Here is a 23827-nt window from a genome sequence, read left to right as displayed (position 1 = left end):
CGGGCTAGAAATAGCCTTGTTTCTTGCGCTGCTCCATGGCGGCTTCGCTCACTTGGTCGTCCATGCGGGTGGCGCTGCGCTCGGAGATGTCGGCCAGGGCGGTTTCGGCGATGATTTCGGCGGGGGTGGCGGCGCTGCTGGCCACGGGGCAGGTGCAGGAGATGTCGCCCACGGTGCGGAAGCGCACGGACAGTTCTTCTATCTGTTCGCCTTCGCGCGGCGGGGTGAGCTCGGTTACGGGCACTAAGAGGCCGTTGCGGCGCACCACTTGGCGGCGGTGGGCGTAGTAGATCGGCGGCAGGGCGAGCTTTTCGCGTTCGATGTATTGCCAGATGTCGAGTTCGGTCCAGTTGGATATGGGGAATACGCGCAGGTTTTCGCCGGGGTGCAGGCGGGCGTTGTAGAGCGACCAGAGTTCGGGGCGCTGGTCTTTGGGGTTCCATTGGCCGAATTCGTCGCGGAAGGAGAAGATGCGCTCTTTGGCGCGGGCTTTTTCTTCGTCGCGCCGCGCGCCGCCCATCAGTGCGCCGAAGCCGTGTTCTTCGATGGTTTCGAGCAGGGTGACGGCTTGGGCGGCGTTGCGGGAGTCGGTTTCGCGCCGCAGTACCACCGTGCCTTTGGCGATGGAGTCTTCCACGCTGCCCACGATGAGCCGCGCGCCGGATTCCCGGGCGGTTTGGTCGCGGAAGGCGATGACTTCGGGGTAGTTGTGGCCGGTGTCGATGTGCACCAGCGGGAAGGGCAGCGGGATGCTCCGCCCGGGCACGGCGAAGGCTTTGCGGGCAAGGGCGAGCAGGACGACGGAGTCTTTGCCGCCGGAAAACAGGATGGCGGGGTTGCGGCATTCGGCCAGCACTTCGCGGATGATGTGGACGGATTCGGCTTCGAGCCAGTCGAGGTGGTCGTTTTGCAGAGTGGCGCTCATGGCGGGCTTTCTGTGTCGGGTTGGTTGTTCGGGTTGCGGTTTCAGGTAGCCCGTGGCGGGCTGGGGCTACCTGAAAATATCGGGCTTGCGGCGGGCTGAAGAGTCCCTTACGTTTTTTCAGGTAGCCTTTTGTGTTGCGGCGGCTATTTGTGCAGGCCGCATTCTTTGCTGTCGCGGCTTTCCCACCACCAGCGGCCGGAGCGGATGTCTTCGCCTTCCTTCACGGGCATGGTGCAGGGTTCGCAGCCGATGCTGGGGTAGCCTTGGCGGTAGAGTTCGTTGAAGGGCAGGCGCTGCTGCAGGGTGTAGGCCCACACTTCCTGTTCGCTCCAGTCGAAAATCGGGTTGTATTTGGCGATGCCGCGCGCGTTGTCGTGTTCGGCCAGGGCGAGTTCGCTGCGAGTTACCGACTGCCCGCGACGCTGGCCGGTGAGCCAGGCGTCGGCATCGGCCAGGGCGCGGTTGAGCGGCTCGACTTTGCGGATGTGGCAGCAGCGCTTGCGCAACTCCACGCTGTCGTAGAAGGCGTTCAGGCCGTGGGTTTGCACGTATTCTTCCACCGCTTTTTCTTCGGGGTAGTAGAGGCGAAAGTCGAGTGCGGGGTAGCGGCGGCGCACTTCGTCGGCCAAATCAAGGGTTTCGGCGTTGAGGCGGCCGGTTTGCAGCATGAACACTTCCACGCGCAGGCCTTGTTGCGCCAGCAGGTCGGTAATCAGCATGTCTTCCACCGCCAGGCTGCTGGCCAGCTTCACGCGGCTGTGGCGGCGGTAGATTTCCAGCAGGCGGCGGCGCAGCGCGGCGGTTTTTTCAGGTAGCCTTTGGTACACGGCGGAAATGGGGCGGGGAATCTGCCACAGCTTGGGGCGGAAGGATACGGCGGAAGCGGTTTCTTCGCGGACAACCGGGATTTCTCGGATATTCACGGCATTCCCCCTCACGCCGCCTGCCCGGCCGCTGCGGCGGGCTGCGGCTGCACATAGCGGCAGCCCTGTTCGTCTTGCCGGTCGGGCTGCCCGCCGAACCAGGCCAAATCCTGCCGCAGCGCCACGGTTTCGCCAATCACCAGCAGGGCGGGCTGGGCGGCTTGCGCGGCCAATTCGGGCAGTTCGGCCAGGCTGCCGGAAAACACCTGCTGATGCGGCAGCGTGCCGCAGCTGATGACGGCGGCGGGCGTGGAGGCGGCGCGGCCGTGCGCAATCAGCTCGCGCGAAAGTTCGGCGGCCTTAATCGTGCCCATATACACCACCAGCGTTTGCCGGTTTTGCGCCAGGGCGGGCCAGTCGGGCACTTCGGCGTCGATTTTGCGGTGGCCGGTGATGAACATCGCGCCGTGCGCGTGGTCGCGGTGGGTGAGCGGGATGCCGGCGTAGGCGGCGGCGCCCAGTGCGGCGGTGATGCCGGGCACCACTTCAAACGGAATGCCCGCTTCGCGCAAGGCTTCCAATTCCTCGCCGCCGCGCCCGAACACGAACGGGTCGCCGCCCTTGAGCCGCACCACGCGTTTGCCCGCGCGGGCATGGCGCACCAGCAGGCGGTTGGTTTCCTCCTGCGGCACGCTGCTGCCGCCGGCGCGCTTGCCCACGCAGATTTTGTCGGCATCGCGCCGCACCAAATCCAGCACCGCATCCGACACCAGCGCGTCGTACAGCACCACGTCGGCTTCCTGAATGCGCTGCAGGCCTTTGAGCGTGAGCAGCCCGGCATCGCCCGGCCCCGCGCCCACCAGCGCCACTTCGCCGCTTTGCGGCTGCTCCCCGGCCAAATACCGCCACACCAGCTGCCCGGCCTCGCGGCTGCGTCGGCTTTCCGCCAAACGCCGGAAGGCGGCGGAAACAAACAGCCTTTCCCAGAAGCGGCGGCGCTGCGTCGTGCTGCCGAGCCGCGCCTTCACGCGGCCGCGCCATTGCCCGGCAATCTGCGCCATCACGCCCAAACCCTGCGGCAGCAGGGCTTCCAGCCTCTCGCGCAGCAGCCGCGCCAGCACCGGTGCCTTGCCGCCGCTGGAAATGGCGATTTGGATGGGGTTGCGGTCGATAATCGAGGGGAAGATGAAGTTGCAGCGGGCGGGGTCGTCCACCGTGTTCACCAGCAGGCGGCGGCTCTGCGCGGCTTGGAACACCCGCTCGTTCAAATCGGAATCGTCGGTGGCGGCCACGGCGAGGAAGGCCGTGTCGAGCAGTTCGGGCGAGAACGCGCGCGCCGCCCACTCCACCCTGCCCGCGCCGTGCAGCGCGGCCACTTTCGGATGCAGCCGGCCCGCCGCAATGCGGACAACCGCGCCGCAGCGCAGCAGCAGGCGGATTTTGCGCAAAGCCACATGACCCGCGCCCACCACCAGCACGGGGCGGCCTTTCAAATCGGCAAACAGGGGGAAGTAGTCCATTTCCGTTCTCACTCTAAAACCGTGCGCCTATCATAGGCGAAGCGGCGGGGGGAACGGAAAGACTGATTTCGCCATTAGATAGAAGGAAAAATTATATGTGGTGCAACATATTGTTTTGTATGCTGTTATAAGGGCGAGAGGGCTGACCGGCAGCCAAGGGAAAGCTTGGGAGAGGGTTCGGGCAGCTTCAAAACACAGGGCTACCTGAAAAATGAAGAAGGCTGCCTTTTTCAGGTAGCCTTTTATCCAATCCGAATAGCGGATGAACGAAAACCGGGTAACGCGGCTGGCTGCGGGCAGTATGCACATACGGCAAGGCGGGGCACGCAGCATTTCGGCCATCAGCCTGCAAGGCTACCTGAAACCAAAGCGCCCTTCCCCGCCCTGCCCATCAAAAAAGTTGCCTGCAACCGCAATGGGCATCACCTGCCGTCATAACAAAAATTTTCAGGTAGCCTCCCGCTTTGGAAAGGCTACCTGAAAATCCGTATCCGCACTAAAACGGCTTATACACCACCAAATACAGCGCCGCCGCCATAACCAGCACCGGAATCTCGTTGAACACGCGAAACCAGCGGTGCGAATAGCGGTTGCGCCGCTCTTGGAAATCGATAAGTAGGCGGTAGCAGTAGAAATGGTAGCCCGCGAGGATAACGGCCAGCGTGATTTTGGTGTGCACCCAGCCCTGCCCCCACCAGCCGGTGAAAAACGGAATCAGCAGCCCGAACAGCACCGCGCCGATGCCCAGCGGCGTCATGAATTTAAACAGGCGCTGCGCCATGCCCAGAAGCTGGCGGTATTCCGTGCTGCCTGTCGGCACCATGGCCAGGTTCACATAGATGCGCGGCAGGTAAAACAAGCCGGCAAACCACGAAATAATAAAGAAAATATGCAGCAGTTTGAACAGCAAATACATAGGGCTACCTGAAAATAATGTGAACTGAATAAGGGAAATATAGTGAATTAAATTTAAACCAGTACAGCGTTGTCTCGCCTTGCCGTAACGTGTGTACTGTCTGCGGCTCGCCGCCTTGTCCTGATTTAAATTTAATCCACTATACTGTTACCACTTTACGCCTCCCGCCCGCAGGCAAATGATGGCGGCAGGGCAACGGCGTGTTGCACTACTGCCCCGCTTGCCTTGAAAGCAGGTAATCACGCCCATAGGCGGCGACGGTTTCGCTCAGCCGCCACCACTGAAAGGCCATCAGCGACAGCACTTCGCTGGCCATGAATTTGGCGCGACTCTGCCCGCTGTAGCGGCTGGTGGGCGTGGGCTCGGTTTGGTAATCCAGCCCCACATAATCGGCCACGGCGGCGGCGCGGGCGAGGTGGTAGGGGTCGCTGATGATAACCACGCTTTCCAAGCCGTTGTTATACATTAAAGTTTTGGTATTCTCCAAATTCTGCTCTGTGTCGCGCGAGGTGGTTTCCAGCAGGATGTCTTTATTCGGCACGCCGTGGCTGCGGGCATAGCGGCGGGCCACTTCGGCTTCGGTCATATAGCCCGCCTTGGGCGTGCCGCCGGTGAAAATCAGCTTGCCCACCCGATTGCTGCGGTAGAGCGTGATGCCGTGGTTGATGCGCTCGCGGAACACGGGCGAAGGGTTTTTGCCCCAGGCCGCCGCGCCCAAGACCACCGCCGCATCTGCCCGCCGGGAAGCAGTGCGCGTGCTGTAGCTGTACACCAGCCAAGTGCACCATGCGGCCTGCACCAGCAACACCAGCAGGCAGAGCTTGATGCCCCGCCAAACTTGGCGCAACAGGGAACCGCGGAATATGGCCAGCATGGTGGTCTCACATATGATGACAACTCAATCAGTTAATCGAACAAGGCGATAATGTTTTCCAGCGGCCGACCGATGGCGGCGCGTTGGCGGTATACCGCAATCGGGCGTTGCAGCAACACCGGATGTTGGTGCAGCGCGGCAATCAGCTCGTCTTGACTCAACTCCAGCTTGTCCAAACCCAGCTCTGCATAAGCCGCATCGCCGGTACGCATGATGTTGCGCACATCTGGGCTGCCGAGCTGTTGCAACAAGCTGCGCAAATCGGCTTCGGAAGGCGGGTTGGCACGGTAATCCAGCGTTTGTACGGCCACGCCCGGCTGCTGTTGCAGCCACTCCAGGGCGGCGCGGGATTTGGAACAATTCGGGTTGTGATACAGCAAAACGGTTTCGCTCATGGGGATGCTCGCGGGGAAATGATGGTTTGTTTAAACAGCGGCTTGGCAGCCAAAATAGCTGATGCCATGATAGCTGGCTAATATAGTGGATTAAATTTAAATCAGGACAAGGCGGCGAGCCGCAGACAGTACAAATAGTACGGCAAGGCGAGCCAACGCTGTACTGGTTTAAATTTAATTCACTATAAAAATCCAAAGCGGCGATGCAGCCGCAGACGGCACATAAAGCATGGCAAAACCAGCCTGCCCTGTCGGAAGAAATAACCGCATCGGCCATCAGCCGTTTCTATTCCAAGCCGCTATATCGTACAATAAACGCCCTTGTTTTCACAATTTGGAAGCCTGTTTTGAAAAAATATGTTGGATTGGCCACCCTGCTGGCCGCTGCCCCGCTGTATGCGGCGGATTTGGTAAACCATGCGGACAACCGCCCTGCTTCGCTCGATACCGGCGCACAGAAGCGGGTGCAGGTGGTGAACGTGTGGGCGACATGGTGCGTGCCGTGCCGGCGCGAGATGCCGGCGCTTTCGCAATGGTATGCCGCCGAAAAACGGCAACGGCGCGGCGTGCGCGTGGAGATGGCGGGCGTGGCGCTGGATAAGCCTGCCGATGTGAGCCGCTTTTTGCAAAGCGTGCCGGTGCGCTACCCGATTCTGCGCTACACCGGCAATGACAGCACCGCCTGGATGCGCGGCCTAGGCAACCCAACCGGCGCCCTGCCCTTCACCATCATCCGCGCCCCGGCCTGCGGCAACTACCGCAAAACCCTGCTGGGCGAAGTATCGCCGCAACAGCTCACCCGGGCAGTGGCCGAAGCGGCGGCGAAATGCCGCGCGGGCTGAAGCGTTTGATAGAACGAATGGTATGAAGGCTACCTGAATTTTTTCAGGTAGCCTTTTTATAGTGAATTAAATTTAAACCGGTACAGCGTTGCCTCACCTTGCCGTACTATCTGTACTGTCTGCGGCTCGTCGCCTTGTCCTGATTTTTGTTAATCCACTATAGCCTGTTTATTGCCAACCAATTAAGCCAAGGCCTGCTCAATCAAGCTTTTCACTGCGGCCGCGCTGTTGGGCAGCACGGTAACGTGTTGCAGCAGGTTTTCCAGCCCAGCCAGTGCGGCGGGGCGCGGCGGGTGCACCTCATGCCCGGCGGCTTCGCTGATGGTGTCGGCAAACTTGGCCGCCAGCGCAGTTTCCAGGCAAACGACGGTTTCGCCTGCCTCGCGCAATTCGCGCGCCACTTTCACGCCGTCGACGGTGTGCGGGTCGAGCCATTCGCCGTCGCTGGCTTGCACGGCGCGGATGGTGGCGAGGCGGTCGGCGTGGCGGCTGGAGCCGGACACAAAGCCGAAGGTGTCGCGGATGCGCGGCAACTCGGCGGATAAATCGAAGCCTTCACCCGAGGCTACCTGCTGCCACAAAGAGGCTACCTGAACGCTGTCCCTCCCCAATAAATCAAACACAAAACGCTCGAAATTGGAGGCTTTGGAAATATCCATCGACGGGCTGGAGGTAACGTAGGTTTTAGCTGCGCTGCGCGGGCGGTAGCGGCCGGTACGGAAGAACTCGTCCAACACATCGTTTTCGTTGGTGGCCACCATCAGGCGGCGGATGGGCAGACCCATCTGTTTGGCGATGTGCCCGGCGCAAATGTTGCCGAAATTACCGCTGGGCACGCAGAAGCTCACTTCTTCGCTATTGCTTGCGGTAGCACGGAAATAGCCGGCAAAGTAATACACCACCTGCGCCACGATGCGCCCCCAGTTGATGGAGTTTACCGTGCCGATGCTGTATTGCTGCTTGAAGGCGGCATCGTTTTGCAGCGCTTTCACAATATCTTGGCAGTCGTCAAACATGCCTTCGATGGCGATATTGTGGATGTTGGCATCGGCCAGGCTATACATTTGCGCCCGCTGGAAAGCGCTCATTTTGCCATGCGGCGACAGCATAAACACATGAATGCCGGCCTTGCCGCGCAAGGCATATTCGGCGGCAGAACCGGTGTCGCCGCTGGTGGCGCCGATGATGTTCAGGCATTTGCCTTCCCGCGCCAGCACATATTCGAAGGCATGGCCGAGAAACTGCATGGCCATGTCTTTGAAGGCCAGCGTGGGGCCGTTGGACAGGGCTTGGATTTTGATGCCGTCGGCGAGGGTGCGCACCGGGGTGATTTCACGCGTGCCGAACACGGCTTCGGTGTAGGTGTTGCCCGCCAGGTGGCGCAAATCGGCTGCCGGAATATCGTCGATAAACAGGCTCATGATTTCAAACGCCAATTCGGCGTAGCTCAAATCTCGCCAGCGTTGCAGCGTGGCCGCATCCACCTGCGGATAACGCTCCGGCAGCATCAGGCCGCCGTCGGGCGCGAGGCCCATAAGCAAAACTTCGCTGAAAGATTTGGGCGCGGTTTGCCCGCGCGTGCTGATGTATTTCATGGTTGGATTCTTTCGGATTACGATGGCAGGTTAATAAATAAAGGGAATAAAAACAGCAGCAGCATCAGCGCCATTGCCAAGCAAAAGGCGATGCGCGTTTTGGCCAGCAGCCCGGGATGCTGCACAGGCTGCCTGCCCAGCAGGGCGGCAAACAACTTTCTGGTAAAAGCGACAGTGGAATCACTGGGGAAAAATAAATCAAGCAGTCCGTTTATCCAGCCTTCCGCCCGCATCAGCCGGACAGCAAACACCAGGTAAACGGCATTGGTGGTAAAGCTGAGGGCAAACAGCACGCCGAACAGGACACTATCGTCAAACATTCTTACCTCCCCCTTTATTAAAGAGTGACCGGCAGGCTACCTGAAATCCGAAGCGCCGGAATCGGTAAACGACACCGGCTCGCGGCGGCTGAGCCAATACCAGGCTAATAGTGCGCCACACACCGCGCCGCCCACGTGCGCCAGATGCGCGATGTTGTCGCCAAACAGCGATACCCCGCCGAACTGTGCAAACAGCTCATACCCCACCGCCACCGGCACCAAATATTTCGCCTTAATCCGCATCGGCAAAAACATCACCGTGAGCGGCGCATCCGGGAAGCACAGCGCAAACGCCGCGAGCACACCGAACACCGCGCCCGATGCGCCCAGCAGGTGGGTATAAAACGCCATCGCCAAGCCGTCGGGCACATTGGGCAGGCCGCCGGAGAGCAGCGCCGAGCGTACTGTAGCTTCGTCCAGCCCGATTTGCTCGGCCACATTGCGCACGCCGTTGGCAATCAGGTATTCGTTCCAGCCCGTATAAAGCAGCGCCCCGGCCAAGCCGCACAGCAAATACAGCAGCAAAAAGCGCCGCTGGCCGAAGCGCAGCAGCAGCATCGGCGCAAACGAACACAACACCACCATATTAAACAGCAGATGCGTGAAATTCGCGTGCAAAAACATATAGCTCAGCCACTGCCAATATTGGTAGCGCGGATGCTCAAGCGGCCACAACGGGCCGGCCAGCTGCAAAAATTCAAAACCCGGCAGCTGCATCAGCACAAACACCAGCACATTCAGCGCCAGCAAGGCATACAGCACCGCAAAATCTAAACGGAATCGCATACGGAGAAAATCAGTCAAACGTTAAAAACAGCCCGTGCCGGGCTATTTTCAGGAAATTGGAAACACAGCTTTCAGGTAGCCTTTCAGTATCCGCAGCCGATGCGCTTGAGGCTACCTGAAAGCCATCGCGCCGCATCATACCACAACCCGCCCCTTCCCCCTGAAGCCGCCGCGCAGAATTTGCTATAAAATCCGCCCCAATGCCTTACCACTTTTCAGGTAGCCCGTCATGCCCAACGACCTCTTCGCCCAAACCCCCGCTGCCCCCCTGGCCGAACGCCTGCGCCCGCACACGCTCGACGACGTAGTCGGCCAGCAGCACCTAATCGGCGCGGGCAAGCCCCTGCGCGTGGCCGTGGAAGGCGGGCAGCCGCACTCCATGCTGCTGTGGGGGCCGCCCGGCGTGGGCAAAACCACCCTCGCCCGCATCCTCGCGCAGAGCTTTAACGCCCAATTCCTGCCCGTATCCGCCGTGTTTTCCGGCGTGAAAGACATCCGCGAAGCCGTCAACAAAGCCGAAATCGCCCTCCAGCAAGGCCGCGCCACCATTTTATTCGTCGATGAAGTCCACCGCTTCAACAAAGCCCAGCAAGACGCCTTCCTGCCCTATGTGGAAAGCGGCCTGCTCACCTTCATCGGCGCCACCACCGAAAACCCCTCCTTCGAAGTCAACCCCGCCCTGCTCAGCCGCGCCCAAGTTTACGTATTGCAAGCCCTTTCCGCAGACGAACTCGCCGCGCTCACCGCCAAAGTGCTCGCCCTGCCCGAATACCGCAGCTTCAGCCTCGAAGCAGACGCGCAAAAACTGCTCATCCAAACCGCCGACGGCGACGCCCGCCGCCTGCTCAACCTGCTCGAACAGCTCCTGCGCGCCGCCGCCACCCGCCGCATCAGCCGGCTCAACGCCGATTTCCTGGCCGACAGCCTCGGCAGCCAAATCCGTCGTTTCGACAAAGGCGGCGAAAGCTTCTACAACCAAATCTCTGCCCTGCACAAATCCGTGCGCGGCTCCCACCCCAATGCCGCCCTCTACTGGCTCTGCCGCATGCTCGACGGCGGCGCCGACCCCCGCTACCTCGCCCGCCGCATTGTCCGCATGGCCTGGGAAGACATCGGCCTGGCCGATCCCCGCGCCCTCACCATCGCCAACGAAGCCGCCCACACCTACGAGCGACTCGGCTCCCCCGAAGGCGAGCTCGCCCTCGCACAAGCCGTGCTCTACCTGGCCGCCGCCGCCAAATCCAACGCCGGCTACACCGCCTACAACCAAATGCGCCAATTCGTGAAGCAACACGGCAGCGCCGAAGTGCCGCCCCACCTGCGCAACGCCCCCACCAAGCTCATGCAAGAGCTCGGCTACGGCCGCGCCTACCGCTACGCCCACGACGAACCGCACGCCTACGCCGCCGGCGAAACCTATATGCCCGAAGGCCTGGCCGAGCCCGATTTCTACCAACCCGTGCCACGCGGCCTCGAAGCCAAAATCGCCGAAAAATTATCCTGGCTCAAAGATTTGGACGAAGCCGCACAAAACAGCACCACACAGCCGGAAGACAAAAAGGCTACCTGAAAACGTAGCGAAGCGAAGTTTCTGCGAAGCTAAAACGTAGCGAAGCGAAGTTTCTGCGAAGCTAAAACGTAGCGAAGCGAAGTTTCTGCGAAGCTAAAACTTCAGGTAGCCTGCTCATTATGTGGGGCGTAGGGTGTGTGCGAAGCACGCACGCGGTTGGAATAACAGGCAACGGCGTGCGTGCCTGCGGCGCACACCTACACGCCCCCAAGCAGCAGCCGACAAATCGGATGAAGAAAGGCTACCTGAATTTCAGGCAGCCTTTGCGTTGCAGACAAGCGCGGCGGTTTAAAAGCGCAGGCCGGCGCGGATGCCGAAGGCGTGCGTGCGGCTGGTGGACGAATTGAAATGTTGGCCGGCATGGTCGCGGGCATGGGTTTTGTAATGCTCGTAGCGGTAATAAGGGCCGAAGGTCAGCGCCAGATTCGGGGTAAATTGTTTCTGCGCATCCACACCCAATCCTAGGTCATAGCTACTGCCTTTATGCGTTTCATCGGGTATGTTGTAAGCCTGCGACCATTTGGTTTCCGCACGACTACGCAGGCTGACCTGTGCTTCCCCCCACGGGGTGATGCTCCAGCCACCGCCCAAGTCCTGCTCGTATTCCGCCTGTGCTTTCAGGTACAGAATGCCTGCATTAACGTCCACGGCATTCAGGGCATGGACTGTGCGGTGTTTGCTGGCATTGTCGCCACCATAGGTATAGCCCAAACCGCCGCCCACGCGCAGACCGCCCTGCTTGAAGCCGGACGGGGAATACAGATAGCCCGCATACAGGTCGATCTCGTCGGCTTTGCCGCCGTCCACCAAAGTTACGCCGTTTGCTTTTATATCGAAACTGCGGCGGCCATAGCCCAGTTCGGCACGGATGGCATGCCGTTGCGCCAGCGGGATATCGGCACGACCCCGTAGAACAAAGCTATCGCTGTTTTGCTTGACATCGCCGCTTTTTGTATTGCCATGCTCGTAGCCGGTGGTAACGGTATAGCGCCCGTCTTTAATCGGGTGCAGCGGGGTTTCTTGGGAATCGGGCGCGGCAGATGCGGCGGCGGCGAAGGAAAGAATGGCAAGGGCGAGTAGGGTTTTCTGCATAATTCGGTCTCCTTGTTTGGAAAATGAACGATGCTGCAAAAGCCCGAAAAAAGGGCTGCACAGCGGGGGCTGCACAGCGGGGGCTGCACAGCGGGGGCTGCACAGCGGGGGCTGAGGCGGCAAACCTGCCTGCGGCGGTTTGCCGCCTCAGCCGAACTTATTATCAATCATCCGAGCCTAGGCTTACAATTCTAGCGGCAGGTTTTGCCTTTATTAACAAAGGCAGCCAAAACTGGCACAGCCCGCTCCGTCTGCCGCAAAAGGCTACCTGAAAAATGAATTTCAGGTAGCCTGCTCATTTTTGAGATGCAGGGTGCGTGCGGGAACACACGCACGCGGCTTGGGAATAACAGGCAATGGCGTGCGTGCCTGCGGCACGCACCCTACACACCGTGCAAACTTTCCTGTAAGAAAGGCTACCTGAAACATTTTTCAGGTAGCCTTTCTCCATAACCTGCGGATAGAAACCGCCCGTTTGAAGCACCAACAGCCCGCCATATAAGCAAACCGTCTAAACAAACAACCAACGATTCTTTCCCTTTTTCGCCGCCGCTGGGTAGAGTAGCGCCTGTCTGCAATCCGATTGAAAGGAACACCACCATGAACATCCGCACTTTCGCCCCGCTGTTTGCCGCCGTGCTGCTGGCTGCCTGCTCGCCGCAGGAAGGCGCGCCCGGGGGCGGCAACGCATCATCCGCCGCCTCCGGCCCTGCCGCCCCCGCCGCGGGCAAGGTTGAGCTCACCAACGTATCCTACGACGTGGCGCGCAATTTCTACGAAAAATACAACCCGCTGTTCAACCGGCAAAATCCCGACATCGCCATCAAACAGTCGCACGGCGGCTCGAGCAAGCAGGCGCTGGCCGTGGCCAACGGCCTGCAGGCCGACGTGGTGACCATGAACCAGAGCTCCGACATCGAGCTTTTGGTGGAGAAAGGCCTCGTTTCGCCCGAATGGCAGAGCCGCCTGCCGGATAACGCCGTGCCGTTTACCAGCACCACCGTCTTCCTCGTGCGCAAGGGCAATCCGCAAAACATCCGCGATTGGAACGATTTGGCGCGAGACGGCATCAAAGTCATCATCTCCAACCCGAAAACCACCGGCAACGGCCGCTATTCCTTCCTCGGTGCCTACGGCTACGCGCTGAAGGCCAACAACGGCGACGACGCGAAAGCGCGCGAATTCGTGGGCAGGGTGATGCACAATGTGCCGGTGTTCGACAACGGCGGCCGCGCGGCCACCACCACCTTCGTGCAGCGCCAGATCGGCGATGTGCTGGTAACGTTTGAAAACGAAGCCCGGCTGGCCGCCAAACAGTTTGGCGAAGGGCAGTTTGAAGTCGTGTATCCCGCCTATTCCGTGCGCATGGAAAGCCCGGTGGCCGTGGTGGACAGCGTAGTGGACAAACGCGGCACGCGCGAAGCGGCCACCGCCTACCTGAAATACCTGTGGAGCAAAGAAGCGCAAGAGCTCGGCGCCAGCCTCTACCTGCGTCCGGCCAATCCCGAAGTGCTTGCCGCCCACGCCGACACCCTGCCGCCGGTGGAAACCTTCCGCCCCACCGATGTATTCGGCCCGTGGAAGGAAATCATGCCCAAATACTTCGGCGACGGCGGCGTGTTCGACCAGCTGATGAAATCCCCCGCCAAATAATCCTGCCGCTTTAGCATGGAAAGGCTACCTGAAATTTCAGGTAGCCTTTCATTTATACGGCAAAGCCCGCTGTTCAGCTATATTTCGTTACCGTAATCCGACCGCTGTCGTATTCGGCCAGAAACACCGTGTCGATGTCTTCGATGCCCTGAGCCTTCAGCTCGGCCAGCAGCCACTCTTCGTCTTTATCGATCATTTCCAGCGTGGTTTGCTGGATGCTGCCGTCGGTAACCAGCGGGTATTTCGGGTTTTCTTCGCCGAAGGAGGTGATGATGAGTTGCCCGTCCTGCTCAAGGATGGCTTGCTTAACGTCTTTTACCGTATAAATGCCCTGCATGCGCAGTTTAAAAGCCAAATCATGCGCCGAAAGGCCGACTTTGCGTGCTGCCTTCACATCGATTTTGCCGCGCGAAATCAACATGACGGGCCGTCCGTCCACCAACCTCTTAACCAAATCGTTATTCTTCTTCAGCCAGCGCAGCGATAAAACCGCCGCAAACCAAATGGCCAAAATCAGCATAAACACGGGGATGGAAATATCGGTGTTGTAGATAACCCCGCCCACAATCCCGCCAAGCACATAGTTTTGCACTTGGTCGCTGGCCGAAGCCGGCGCAAGATTGCCCTTACCGGTCAGATTAATAACCAACACTAAGGCCAACAGGCCCAGGATAAGTTTGATTGCAACGATGACATAAACATAGGATATACCTCACAAAACGGTATCGTGCGATGTGGCTGAAGCAGCCTGCCCGGCATTAGGGCAGGCCCCGGCCATCAACGATTACGATTAAATTTTTATACTTTTAATCAGCCCTGAGAAATAATATGGACATCCCGCTGCGGGAAGGGAATATTGATATTGGCGGCGCGCAGGTTTTCCACCACCTGCTCGTTCAGGCCGAAGCGGAATGCGCCCAAATCGGCTTCGTTTGTCCATGCCCACAGTGTGATTTCGATGGCGCTGTCGCCCAGGTTGGTGATGTATGCCACGGCCTGCCTGTCTTTGGTCTGCACACACAGGGGATGCTCTGTGGCGGCTTTCAATACGGCGGCTTTGGCGGCTTTCAAATCGCAGGAGTAATCCACGCCCACCACCACCTGCACGCGGCACAACGGGTTGGAAGAACGGTTGACGATGCTGTTACTCATCACCACGCTGTTGGGCAGGATGACTTCTTCGTTGTCCGGCGTGTGCAATGTGGTCTGCACCATTTTGATTTCGCTCACCGTGCCTTCAAAGCCGTTCACCCTGATGAAATCGCCCACCTTGAACGGGCGGAACAGGATAATCAGCGTGCCGGCGGCGAAGTTCGACAGTTGGTCTTTCAGCGACAGGGCGACCGCCAAGCCCGCGCCGCCGATTAAGGCGGTAACCGATGTGGTGGGGATGCCCAGCTTGCCCAGCGCGGCGATGATAACCAAGATAAGCAAGCCGACATTGGCCACGTTGCCAAGGAAGCTGACCAACGTTTTATCCACTCTGGCGCGAATCAGCGCGGCCTTCATCAGGATAACGATACGGGTAGCTATCCACCTGCCGATAAAGAAAATCGCCAGCGCGGCCAGCAGATTGGTGCCGAAGGCAATGCCGACTTCGATAAGCCGTTCCCAGCCGGAAATTGAAGAGAGTTGTTGAATATCCAAATCCATGATGTTTATCTGTGTGTGGTTAAAAAAAGAGAATGCTAAACAAGGAAATCTGAAAATCAAAGCAATAGTTTAGCGTGAACCATTCAGCGTTTGATATAGTGAATTAAATTTAAATCAGGACAAGGCGACGAGCCGAAGACAGTACAGATAGTACGGCAAGGCGAGGCAACGCTGTACTGGTTTAAATTTAATTCACTATAAAACAATCTGCAAAGGCTACCTGAAATTTCAGGTAGCCTTTCAGCCTATTTCACAATATGCAGCAGCCCCCGCCATAGTTTTTCCTCCCTATCCGCGATTTCGCGCAGGAAAGTGGCGATTTGGGCGCAGCCTTGTTCGCTCGGGCGGCGGCATTGTTTCACGCATTGGCTGGCCAGCTGCCGCCATTGGTCGCCGATGGCGGTCATTTCCTGCGAGGCGGTTTGCAAGGCGGGGTTGGCGCAAATATCGGCGGCCTGCTCCAAAAAATAGGCATAAATATAGCGGAAACCGGCGCCGCCGGTGCCAATTTCTTCCTGCATGCGCACCAAGTGGCCGAGCCACAGCTTTTGATATTTTTCCGGCTCTTGCGGCAGGCGTTCGATTTTCTTGGCCACGGTGCGGATGCCGCGCACGCCCACGAAAAACACGGGGGCGAGCATTTGTTTGGCGTTTTTGCGGATGGCGGCATACAGCAGGGCGGGCAGGCGCTCGGCCAGCTGTTGCTTTGTCGGCAGGCTGGCGGTATCGAGCGTGTACATCAGGCCCTTGCCAGCCAGTGCACCTTTGGCAAAGCGGGCGCGCTGCAAATCGGCGGCGGCGCAGCGCTGGGGCGTTTCAAACACGGGGTCGCTGATTAAATAATCCTCTCCTTCGCGGCCATACACCAACAGATTGTGGGCGTTGAAATGAAAGCGCATTTCGGGCGGGAAATAAGGCAGCCAATACACAGAGGTTTGCAAACCGGCAATCTGCCCGCGCAACAGCGCCTCATCCAGCGCAGCCGCACCACGCTCGGCCTGGGCGAATTTGCGCATATCCAGCTTCACACCGAGGGCGCGGCAAACGTTTTTGATGATGCCGCGTGGGGCGATGCGGTAGGAAATCAGGGGCATGCTGTTGAGTTTGACCACGGGCAAATACACAAAAGTGAGCGCGTGAGCCAGCCCGAACACCATGGCTTCGTTCATGGCGCAGCCGTGGTGGGTGAGAAGGGCAGACATCACGCCGCTTTCGCAGTGGGCGGTGTGTTGGTGGGTGAAGGTAGTCATGACGTTGGCGTTGGTTGCGGGGAGGCAGATGATACGTGAAAAATGAAGTGGATGGAATTTCAGGTAGCCTATATTACGGAAGACGGGATAAAACCTACTGCTTCAGGTAGCCTTGGACATCTAACAAGATATAGTGGATTAAAATAAGAATGGGACAAGGCGGCGAGCCGCAGACAGTATGAGCAATACGGCAAGGCGAGCCAACGCTGTAGCATTCTTATTTTAATTCACTATAAATACAGTTAACTCTCCCTTGAACCTATTGGTCTTGCCATCCGTCTGCTGGCACAGCCGAGCGGAGCGCGGTTTTTCGGGGAACAAGGGCTTGCATGCTCAAAGCGGCGAAGCCGCAAGTTGCGAGCCCGCCCGAAAAACCGCGCGGAGTGAGGGAAGTTTGGCGAAGCCAAACCTGTGCCCGCAGTCGCCTTTCTTTTGCTTCCTTTTCTTTGGCGAAGCAAAGAAAACGAGGTCTCCGAAGGAGGACGAGTTTCTGCGGAGTAAAAACGAACCTTCGCTAGAAGGGTTTGTTTTAACGAAGTTAAAACAAGACCTCTTGCAGAGGGCTTGTTTTTACGCAGCTAAACGAGTGCCCGCGCCGGCATGAGGCGCAAAGGTGAACAGATTGCACATAGTAAAAGGCTACCTGAAAAGCTAAAAGGTTCGAAACTGCAAATGTCGGCATAGACCCACTGGGTTCACTCTTTCAGGTAGCCTTGAGCGCACGGGCAGGCTACCTGAAATGCCTCTATCTATTAGCCCAGCAAATCGGGCTGCACCTGATGCCTGCCCTGTTCGTGGTCGAGCAGCCATTGTTTGCGCTGCAGGCCGCCGCCGTAGCCGGTAAGGCTGCCGTCTTTGCCGATGACGCGGTGGCAGGGAATGAGGATGGAGAGGCGGTTGGCACCGTTGGCAGCGGCTACGGCACGCACGGCGGCAGGGTTGCCGAGCTGTTCGGCCAGCGCCTGATAATGGGTGGTTTCTCCGTAGGGGATGGTTTGCAACGCACTCCACACCCGCCGCTGAAACGGGCTGCCGGGGGCATGCAGCGGCACGCTAAACTCGCGGCGCGTGCCTTGGAAATATTCGCCCAGCTGGGTTTGCACCAGGCGGGTGTGTTCGTTTCCGCCCTGTTTGGTTTGGCAGCCGAGCAGGCGCTGGAGGTCGCGCAATTCATCGTCGATGCGCCGGCTGCCGGCAAATTCGAGCAGGCACAGACCGCGTTCGCTGGCGGCGGCAAGGATATTGCCCAAGGGCGAGGGAAAGGCGTGCAGATAGAGCATGGGCTTGGGGTGGGATGGCATTGGGCAGAAACCCTGCAATGTTTTCAGGTAGCCTGCCGTGTTGGCAAAAGGCTACCTGAAAGCGTGGCTACTGCAAAGTTAAAAGGTTTACAAAGCAGTGATAAAGGCAATCAAACCAAACACAATGCCGGGCGCATTAGCCAGCGCCACGGGAATGTCGCGTGGGGTTTTGAACAAGCCGTAGGTGGTCCACAGCGTGCAGTTAATGGCGGCTACCAGGGGCTGAATCGGGCTGCCTTTATGCCCGGCCAGGTTATTGGCAATCTGCGGGATGTAGGCCACATACATGCCCACGGCCATGATGGTGGCCACCACAGCCAAAATACGGATTTGTTTTTCGTTCATTGCGATCTCTTAAAAGTGAGTCAGACGTTTCATGCCGGCAAATGCCGGCTTCCCGTTTTCAGGTAGCCTTCTTCATGCGAGCCAGCTGAAAGTGCGTGATTATAAAACTCACTCCCCTGCCGCCCACAAGGCATACTACAAAACTTAACCCGTTCTCCCGCGATGGTTTCAGCCAGCCCCACCGCCCCGCAGGCTACCTGAAAACCCTTGCTTGCTTTACAATTACGGCGTTTAGCAACCGAAACACCAGCCACACCATGCCAGAAAACACCGCATCCGCCGAACAAAGCGACATCCTGCTGCTCGCCCCCTACGCCGAACGCGCCTACCTCGAATACGCCATGAGCGTGGTGAAAGGCCGCGCCCTGCCCGACGTGGGCGACGGCCAAAAGCCCGTGCAGCGGCGCATCCTGTTTGCCATGAAGGAAATGGGGCTGGCCGACCATTCCAAGCCGGTGAAATCCGCGCGCGTGGTGGGCGAAATCCTGGGTAAATACCACCCGCACGGCGACGCTTCCGCCTACGACGCCATGGTGCGCATGGCGCAAGACTTCACCCTGCGCTATCCCTTAATCGACGGCATCGGCAACTTCGGCTCGCGCGACGGCGACGGCGCGGCCGCCATGCGCTACACCGAAGCCCGCCTCACCCCGATTGCCGAACTGCTGCTTTCCGAGCTGCATCAAGGCACGGTGGATTTTGTGCCGAATTACGACGGCGCGTTTGAAGAGCCCGTAGCCCTGCCCGCCCGCCTGCCCATGGTGCTGCTCAACGGCGCCTCCGGCATCGCCGTGGGCATGGCCACCGAAATCCCGCCGCACAACTTAGGCGAAGTTACCGCCGCCGCCGTGGCCCTGCTCAAAAAACCTACGCTCACCACCGCCGAGCTGATGGAGCACATCCCCGCCCCCGATTTCGCCGGCGGCGGCCACATCATCACCCCGGCCAAAGACCTGCTCCAGCTCTACGAAACCGGCAAAGGCAGCATCCGCGTGCGCGCCCGCTACGAAATCGAAAAACTGGCGCGCGGCCAATGGCGCCTCATCATCACCGAGCTGCCGCCCAACACCAGCGCGCAGAAAATCCTGGCCGAAATCGAAGAGCAAACCAACCCCAAGCCCAAATCCGGCAAAAAACAGCTCAACCAAGACCAGCTCAACACCAAAAAGCTGATGCTCGAGCTCATCGACAAAGTGCGCGACGAGAGCGACGGCGAACACCCCGTTCGCCTCGTATTCGAGCCCAAATCCAGCCGCATCGAGCCGGATAACTTCATCAACACCCTGATGGCGCAAACCGGGCTGGAAGGCAACGTGCCGGCCAATCTGGTGATGATCGGGCTCGACAACCGCCCCGCGCAGAAAAACCTGAAAACCATCCTGCAGGAGTGGCTCGATTTCCGCGTATCCACCGTAACCCGCCGCCTGCAACACCGCTTGGAACAGGTGCTCAAACGCATCCACATCCTCGACGGGCGCATGACCGCCTTTTTGCACATCGACGAAGTTATCCGCGTTATCCGCGAAGCCGACGAGCCCAAACCCGAATTGATGGCCGCCTTCGGCCTCTCCGAAATCCAAGCCGAAGATATTTTGGAAATCCGCCTGCGCCAGCTCGCCCGTTTGGAAGGTTTCAAACTGGAGCAGGAACTGGCCGATTTGCGCGAGGAAGAAGGCTACCTGAAAAACTTATTGGCCGACGAAGGCGCGAAGAAGAAGCTCATCATCAAAGAGATGCAGGCCGATGCCAAGCAGTTCGGCGACCCGCGCCGCACGCTGGTGGCCGAAGCCGAACGCGCCGCGCTCACCCACACCACGGCCGACGAGCCGGTAACGCTCATCCTGTCGCGCCAGGGCTGGATTCGCAGCCGGGCCGGGCACGGGCTGGATTTGTCTGCCACCGCGTTTAAAGAAGGCGACGAATTGCAGCAAACGCTGGAAACGCGCACTGTCGACCCGGTGGTGGTGCTCGACACGCTCGGCCGCAGCTACACCATCGACCCGGCCGAAATCCCCGGCGGGCGCGGCGACGGCGTGCCGCTGGCCTCGCTCTTGGAATTACAGCCGGGTGCGGCGGTGCTCACTATGCTGGCCGGGCAGCCGCAAGAGCACTACCTGCTCGCCGGCAGCGGCGGTTACGGCTTCATCGCCAAACTGGGCGATTTGGTCGGCCGCGTGAAGGCGGGCAAGGAAGTGGTGAAACTGGAGGCGGGCGAGACCCTGCTGATGCCGCAGCCGGTGCGCCAGTCTGCGCTAATCAACCCCGATTGCCGCTTGGTGCTGGCCAGTGCGGACAAACATCTGCTCGCCTTCCCGATTGGCGAATTGAAAGTGATGGCCAAAGGGCGTGGCCTGCAATTGATGTCGCTACGTGGCAACGACACGCTGCAACTGACCGCCTTGGTGTCCACCCCCGATTTCTGGGTGTGCAGCCGCGGCAAACGCGGCGCGGCACACCGCGAACGCTTACGCGTGCAGGACATTGAAGGCAAACGCGGCCGCAAAGGCCGGGTGTTGGACGTTTCAGGTAGCCTCATCAGCCTGAGCGGCACACAGGAGGGCGAGGCATGATCCAGCTGCCGAAATCGTATACCCCCAATGAATGGGATAGCCAACTCAACCGCCTGCCCTGGCTGATGAATATCGCCCGCGTGAGCCTTTTGCTTTCGCTGCTCACCTTCCATGTGTTGGTAAACGCCTACGGCTCGAATGTGGGCATGGCCAGACTGGCTTCGATGCCCATTTTCGGCAGCCGCTTCTATATCTGGGCGGCGGTGTACGGCGGGCTGATTGTGTTCAGCATGGTATTTCCCAACTGGCAACAGCAGAAAAACAACCTGCCCAACATCAGCGCGGTGGCCGACATCACCATGATGGTGCTGCTCATGCACCTGGCCGGCGGCATTTCCTCCGGCTTCGGCATCCTCATCCTGCCCTTTATCGGCGTATCCTGCCTGCTCAGCCACGGCCGCTATCCGCTCCTGTATGCCTCTTATGTCGCCCTTTTGCTGTTTATCGGCACCTGGCTGCGTTATTGGCCGTTTGAAGCCAACAGCCAGGCCGGCAGCAACGCAATCGTCCACACCCTTGTGCTCTCGGCGGTGGGCTATCTGGTGGCGCTGCTCACCTCGTTTTATGCCTCCTTCCTCAACCGCGCCGCCAACACCCTGAGCAAACACCGCCGCGCCTTCGACCGCCTCAAAGGCCTGAACGAACTGGTGCTCAACCATGTGGCCGAGGCCGTGGTGGTGGTGGACACCAGCAGCCGCATCTGGCTGATGAACCGCCAGGCCGGACACTATTTCCCTTATGTGAAAGTCGACCGCCACGAAGAAATGTTCGATATTTTGGTGAAACGCTGGCAGCGCGCGCCCACACGCAACTTCATCACCCATGTTGAGCTGGGCGGGCAAGGCGTGCAGGTGCGCGCCCGCCCGCTGGTGCGCGAAGACGAATCGCTGCTGATGCTGTTTATCCGATCCGATCAAGAAGTTGCCATGGAGGCCATGGCCACCAAACTGGCCGCGCTCGGCCAGCTCACGGCCAACCTGGCGCACGAAATCCGCAACCCGCTTTCCGCCATCCGCCAATCCAACGGCCTGTTGGCCGAGGAAGACGAAGATCCGATGACCACCAAGCTGCGCGGCATCATCGACAACAACATCCAGCGCATCGATAAAATGTTGGAAGAAGTGAGCAGCCTGAACAAGAGCGACCGGCTCGACGCCCAATCCATCAACCTGATGAAATTCTGGCTCGATTTCAAGCAGGAATTCCTGCTCACCCATCCAGAAGCCAAACACGCTGTGCACCTTTATATGCAGGGCGGTGCGCTGAAAGTGTATTTCGACAAAATGCACCTGCAGCAGATTATATGGAACCTCATCAACAACGCCTGGCAGCATGGCAGTAAGCAGGCCGATTCCATCACCGTTTTGGTGAAGCCCACCGACGACAACGTATCCGTATCGCTTACCGTGATGGACGACGGCCCCGGGGTTTCGCCAGAAAACCAGCCACGCCTGTTCGAGCCGTTTTTCACCACCCGCTCCGAAGGCACCGGACTGGGGCTGTATGTGGCACGCGAATTGGCTCACGCCAACTCCAGCCAGCTTCACTATCATCCCGAAGTCAAGGGATTCGAACTAATCATGCCGAAAGATATCAATGAGTAAACAAAGCCTGCAAAAACCAGTGTTGGTTGTGGACGACGAACAAGACATCCGCGACCTGATGGAAATGACCCTGATGAAAATGGGCTTGTCGGTGGAAACCGCCGAGGGCGTCAATGCCGCCAAAAAGTGGCTCGACAGCAAAAAATTCTCCCTCGTGCTTACCGATATGCGCATGCCCGACGGTTCGGGGCTCGAAGTGGTGGAATACATCAACGAAAAAGAGCTCGACGTGCCCGTGGCCGTGATCACCGCCTTCGGCAATGCCGACCAAGCCGTACAAGCCATCAAAACCGGCGCCTTCGACTACCTGCAAAAGCCCATCACCCTGGCGCAACTGCGCACCTTGGTGAAATCCGCCATCAAAATCCACGAAGAAGACAGCCTCCCCGCCCCCGCACCGGCCAAAGAAGAACCTCCGCCCCAAGCAGACGGCGCAGACGAAGGGCTACCTGAAAGCGAGGGGCTACCTGAAAACGACGAGCCGCAAGAAAGCAAAGCCGCCGGCCGCAAGATTCAACCCGCAGCCGATGAGCAGCCTGCCGCCAATCCCGAAGACATCCCCCGCCTCATCGGCCGATCCCCGCAAATCGAAGAAGCCCGGCAGATGATCCGCAAGCTCGCCCGCACCACCGTGCCCGTGTATATCGCCGGCGAATCCGGCTCCGGTAAGGAGCAGGCCGCGCGCAGCATCCACGAACTCTCCGACCGGCGCGACCGCCCCTTCGTGGCCGTAAACTGCGGCGCCATCCCCGAAAACCTGATGGAAAGCGAATTCTTCGGCTACAAAAAAGGCAGCTTCACCGGCGCCGACCAAGACCGCCTCGGCTTCTTCCAACACGCCCACGGCGGCACCCTCTTCCTCGACGAAGTGGCCGACCTGCCCCTGCATATGCAGGTGAAACTCCTGCGCGCCATCCAGGAAAAAGCCGTGCGCCGCATCGGCGACGCGCAAGAAGTGAAAGTGGACGTGCGCATCATATCCGCCACGCATAAAGACCTCGCCGCCCTCGTGGCCAAAGGCGCATTCCGGCAAGACTTGTTCTACCGCCTCAACGTCGTCTCCCTCACCATGCCGCCCCTGCGCGAAATGCGCGAAGACCTGCCCCAGCTCATCACCCAGCTCTTGCGCAAACACCGCCAAGGCGGCGACTACACCCTCACCCAGCCCGCCAAACAGGCGCTTCTGCAATACAGCTACCCCGGCAACTTCCGCGAGCTGGAAAACATTCTCGAACGCGCCGTCGCCCTGGCCGCCGACAACACCATCGATGCCGCCGACCTCCAGCTCTCCAGCTCCCCGCTATTGGATGAAGACGACGACTGGGGCAGTGCCATCGCCGCCGTCAGCCAAAACAGCGGCAGCCCCGACCCCGCCGAAACAACCGCTCCAGAAAACAGCGGCCAACTCGACAACCTGCCCGGCTTCGTGCTCGGCCGCACCCAGGTGCAAGACTACCTCGACGACGTAGAGCGGCTGATTATCGAGCAAGCCCTGCAAAAAACCCGCTACAACCGCACCTAGGCCGCCAAACTGCTCGGCATCAGCTTCCGCTCCATGCGCTACCGGATGGAACGCTTGGAAATCGAATAGCCGCATAACTTTGCTGAAATGAAGCAATAAACTTTCAGGTAGCCTTTGAGGCTACCTGAAAGTTTTTCCACATGAATATAAAAAACACTTTATAACCAAACCTTCGAAACTCCCAGTACTCGTTCCCATTCAGGCTCCAATCCAAAGGAGTAAAATAACCGC

At 59.2% G+C, this 23827-nt stretch carries 21 protein-coding genes and 2 pseudogenes; 7 read left to right on the top strand and 16 right to left on the bottom strand.

From position 1 onward, the window contains the following. Positions 1-4: 4 nt before the first annotated feature. From cysD to arsC, 7 genes and pseudogenes are all read right to left on the bottom strand, one after another. Positions 5-970, bottom strand: coding sequence for a sulfate adenylyltransferase subunit CysD (gene cysD / locus A7Q00_RS10330; RefSeq protein WP_082887828.1), 966 nt, complete (start codon positions 968-970; stop codon positions 5-7). A 98-nt stretch (positions 971-1068) separates the two neighbouring features. After that, positions 1069-1848 (bottom strand): phosphoadenylyl-sulfate reductase, encoded by a 780-nt coding sequence (locus A7Q00_RS10325; protein ID WP_082887827.1) that lies wholly within the window; start codon positions 1846-1848, stop codon positions 1069-1071. A gap of 11 nt (positions 1849-1859) precedes the next feature. Further along, positions 1860-3308, bottom strand: coding sequence for a siroheme synthase CysG (gene cysG / locus A7Q00_RS10320; RefSeq protein ID WP_064090449.1), 1449 nt, complete (start codon positions 3306-3308; stop codon positions 1860-1862). Positions 3309-3804: 496 nt separating this feature from the next. Next, positions 3805-4224 carry a CopD family protein gene (locus tag A7Q00_RS10315; RefSeq protein ID WP_049258947.1) on the bottom strand — a complete coding sequence of 140 codons (420 nt, stop codon included), beginning with the start codon at positions 4222-4224 and terminating at the stop codon, positions 3805-3807. A 37-nt stretch (positions 4225-4261) separates the two neighbouring features. Continuing rightward, positions 4262-4371, bottom strand: a pseudogene (locus A7Q00_RS13695) (IS5/IS1182 family transposase); the annotation flags it as partial. A gap of 61 nt (positions 4372-4432) precedes the next feature. Further along, entirely contained in the window at positions 4433-5098 is a 666-nt protein-coding gene (locus tag A7Q00_RS10310; protein ID WP_064090448.1) for a YdcF family protein, read from the bottom strand. Between the two features lie 32 nt (positions 5099-5130). Then, positions 5131-5493: an arsenate reductase (glutaredoxin) gene (gene arsC / locus A7Q00_RS10305; protein WP_064086355.1), complete on the bottom strand. Its 363-nt coding sequence runs from the start codon at positions 5491-5493 to the stop codon at positions 5131-5133. A 347-nt stretch (positions 5494-5840) separates the two neighbouring features. On the opposite strand from arsC, the gene A7Q00_RS10300 reads away from it, so the two are divergent. Beyond that, positions 5841-6335, top strand: coding sequence for a TlpA family protein disulfide reductase (locus tag A7Q00_RS10300; protein WP_064090510.1), 495 nt, complete (start codon positions 5841-5843; stop codon positions 6333-6335). 182 nt (positions 6336-6517) lie between these two features. On the opposite strand, the gene thrC is transcribed toward A7Q00_RS10300, so the two are convergent. The 3 genes from thrC to A7Q00_RS10285 are packed head-to-tail and all read right to left on the bottom strand — an operon-like array spanning position 6518 to position 9036. Then, positions 6518-7930: a threonine synthase gene (gene thrC, locus A7Q00_RS10295; protein ID WP_064090447.1), complete on the bottom strand. Its 1413-nt coding sequence runs from the start codon at positions 7928-7930 to the stop codon at positions 6518-6520. A gap of 17 nt (positions 7931-7947) precedes the next feature. Further along, entirely contained in the window at positions 7948-8250 is a 303-nt protein-coding gene (locus tag A7Q00_RS10290; RefSeq protein ID WP_064090446.1) for a hypothetical protein, read from the bottom strand. A 36-nt stretch (positions 8251-8286) separates the two neighbouring features. Then, complete coding sequence (locus tag A7Q00_RS10285) at positions 8287-9036, bottom strand: rhomboid family intramembrane serine protease (RefSeq protein ID WP_064090445.1); 750 nt, start codon at positions 9034-9036, stop codon at positions 8287-8289. Positions 9037-9265: 229 nt separating this feature from the next. Here A7Q00_RS10285 and A7Q00_RS10280 point away from each other — a divergent pair, with 229 nt between their 5' ends. Further along, a complete protein-coding gene (locus tag A7Q00_RS10280) occupies positions 9266-10606 on the top strand; it encodes a replication-associated recombination protein A (RefSeq protein WP_064090444.1) in 1341 nt (446 codons plus the stop codon). Between the two features lie 288 nt (positions 10607-10894). Here the strand turns inward: A7Q00_RS10280 and A7Q00_RS10275 are convergent, their stop codons facing one another. Beyond that, positions 10895-11698 carry an autotransporter domain-containing protein gene (locus A7Q00_RS10275; protein WP_064090443.1) on the bottom strand — a complete coding sequence of 268 codons (804 nt, stop codon included), beginning with the start codon at positions 11696-11698 and terminating at the stop codon, positions 10895-10897. 600 nt (positions 11699-12298) lie between these two features. Between A7Q00_RS10275 and A7Q00_RS10270 the strand changes: the two genes are divergently transcribed. Further along, entirely contained in the window at positions 12299-13351 is a 1053-nt protein-coding gene (locus A7Q00_RS10270) for a sulfate ABC transporter substrate-binding protein (protein ID WP_064090442.1), read from the top strand. Between the two features lie 73 nt (positions 13352-13424). On the opposite strand, the gene A7Q00_RS10265 is transcribed toward A7Q00_RS10270, so the two are convergent. The 5 genes from A7Q00_RS10265 to A7Q00_RS10245 all read right to left on the bottom strand — a co-directional run bounded on the left by A7Q00_RS10265 (position 13425) and on the right by A7Q00_RS10245 (position 17900). Next, the gene (locus A7Q00_RS10265) at positions 13425-14042 is read right to left on the bottom strand and encodes a DUF421 domain-containing protein (protein WP_342668435.1); all 618 of its coding nucleotides are present in this window, start codon (positions 14040-14042) and stop codon (positions 13425-13427) included. Positions 14043-14161: 119 nt separating this feature from the next. Then, on the bottom strand, positions 14162-15004 hold the full coding sequence (locus tag A7Q00_RS10260; RefSeq protein WP_064090440.1) for a mechanosensitive ion channel family protein: 843 nt from the start codon (positions 15002-15004) through the stop codon (positions 14162-14164). 245 nt (positions 15005-15249) lie between these two features. After that, positions 15250-16254 (bottom strand): BtrH-related acyltransferase DarH, encoded by a 1005-nt coding sequence (darH, locus tag A7Q00_RS10255; protein ID WP_064090439.1) that lies wholly within the window; start codon positions 16252-16254, stop codon positions 15250-15252. 752 nt (positions 16255-17006) lie between these two features. Further along, complete coding sequence (locus A7Q00_RS10250; RefSeq protein ID WP_245637564.1) at positions 17007-17555, bottom strand: methylated-DNA--[protein]-cysteine S-methyltransferase; 549 nt, start codon at positions 17553-17555, stop codon at positions 17007-17009. A gap of 87 nt (positions 17556-17642) precedes the next feature. Continuing rightward, positions 17643-17900, bottom strand: coding sequence for a SemiSWEET family transporter (locus A7Q00_RS10245; RefSeq protein WP_064090438.1), 258 nt, complete (start codon positions 17898-17900; stop codon positions 17643-17645). Positions 17901-18157: 257 nt separating this feature from the next. Between A7Q00_RS10245 and parC the strand changes: the two genes are divergently transcribed. From parC to A7Q00_RS14340, 4 genes and pseudogenes are all read left to right on the top strand, one after another. Next, a complete protein-coding gene (parC, locus tag A7Q00_RS10240) occupies positions 18158-20470 on the top strand; it encodes a DNA topoisomerase IV subunit A (protein WP_064090437.1) in 2313 nt (770 codons plus the stop codon). Continuing rightward, complete coding sequence (locus A7Q00_RS10235) at positions 20467-22074, top strand: sensor histidine kinase (RefSeq protein WP_064090436.1); 1608 nt, start codon at positions 20467-20469, stop codon at positions 22072-22074. Before parC ends, A7Q00_RS10235 begins: the two co-directional genes overlap by 4 nt. Further along, positions 22067-23596 (top strand): sigma-54-dependent transcriptional regulator, encoded by a 1530-nt coding sequence (locus tag A7Q00_RS10230; RefSeq protein WP_425387511.1) that lies wholly within the window; start codon positions 22067-22069, stop codon positions 23594-23596. The genes A7Q00_RS10235 and A7Q00_RS10230 overlap by 8 nt, the downstream gene beginning before the upstream one ends. Continuing rightward, a pseudogene (locus A7Q00_RS14340) lies at positions 23597-23665 on the top strand (helix-turn-helix domain-containing protein); the annotation flags it as partial. Positions 23666-23827 lie beyond the last annotated feature (162 nt).

The sequence above is a fragment of the Eikenella halliae genome (assembly GCF_001648475.1).
In the GTDB taxonomy this organism is placed as follows: domain Bacteria; phylum Pseudomonadota; class Gammaproteobacteria; order Burkholderiales; family Neisseriaceae; genus Eikenella; species Eikenella halliae.
This window is presented reverse-complemented; position numbering and strand designations above follow the sequence as displayed.

Excerpts from the sequence above, each read along its gene's own strand:
- cysG (WP_064090449.1), bottom strand. The coding sequence starts at position 3,308 with ATGGACTACTTCCCCCTGTTTGCCGATTTGAAAGGCCGCCCCGTGCTG.
- A7Q00_RS10315 (WP_049258947.1), bottom strand. The coding sequence starts at position 4,224 with ATGTATTTGCTGTTCAAACTGCTGCATATTTTCTTTATTATTTCGTGG.
- A7Q00_RS10310 (WP_064090448.1), bottom strand. The coding sequence starts at position 5,098 with ATGCTGGCCATATTCCGCGGTTCCCTGTTGCGCCAAGTTTGGCGGGGC.
- arsC (WP_064086355.1), bottom strand. The coding sequence starts at position 5,493 with ATGAGCGAAACCGTTTTGCTGTATCACAACCCGAATTGTTCCAAATCC.
- thrC (WP_064090447.1), bottom strand. The coding sequence starts at position 7,930 with ATGAAATACATCAGCACGCGCGGGCAAACCGCGCCCAAATCTTTCAGC.
- A7Q00_RS10290 (WP_064090446.1), bottom strand. The coding sequence starts at position 8,250 with ATGTTTGACGATAGTGTCCTGTTCGGCGTGCTGTTTGCCCTCAGCTTT.
- A7Q00_RS10285 (WP_064090445.1), bottom strand. The coding sequence starts at position 9,036 with ATGCGATTCCGTTTAGATTTTGCGGTGCTGTATGCCTTGCTGGCGCTG.
- A7Q00_RS10280 (WP_064090444.1), top strand. The coding sequence starts at position 9,266 with ATGCCCAACGACCTCTTCGCCCAAACCCCCGCTGCCCCCCTGGCCGAA.
- A7Q00_RS10275 (WP_064090443.1), bottom strand. The coding sequence starts at position 11,698 with ATGCAGAAAACCCTACTCGCCCTTGCCATTCTTTCCTTCGCCGCCGCC.
- A7Q00_RS10270 (WP_064090442.1), top strand. The coding sequence starts at position 12,299 with ATGAACATCCGCACTTTCGCCCCGCTGTTTGCCGCCGTGCTGCTGGCT.
- A7Q00_RS10260 (WP_064090440.1), bottom strand. The coding sequence starts at position 15,004 with ATGGATTTGGATATTCAACAACTCTCTTCAATTTCCGGCTGGGAACGG.
- darH (WP_064090439.1), bottom strand. The coding sequence starts at position 16,254 with ATGACTACCTTCACCCACCAACACACCGCCCACTGCGAAAGCGGCGTG.
- A7Q00_RS10250 (WP_245637564.1), bottom strand. The coding sequence starts at position 17,555 with ATGCCATCCCACCCCAAGCCCATGCTCTATCTGCACGCCTTTCCCTCG.
- A7Q00_RS10245 (WP_064090438.1), bottom strand. The coding sequence starts at position 17,900 with ATGAACGAAAAACAAATCCGTATTTTGGCTGTGGTGGCCACCATCATG.
- parC (WP_064090437.1), top strand. The coding sequence starts at position 18,158 with ATGCCAGAAAACACCGCATCCGCCGAACAAAGCGACATCCTGCTGCTC.
- A7Q00_RS10235 (WP_064090436.1), top strand. The coding sequence starts at position 20,467 with ATGATCCAGCTGCCGAAATCGTATACCCCCAATGAATGGGATAGCCAA.
- A7Q00_RS10230 (WP_425387511.1), top strand. The coding sequence starts at position 22,067 with ATGAGTAAACAAAGCCTGCAAAAACCAGTGTTGGTTGTGGACGACGAA.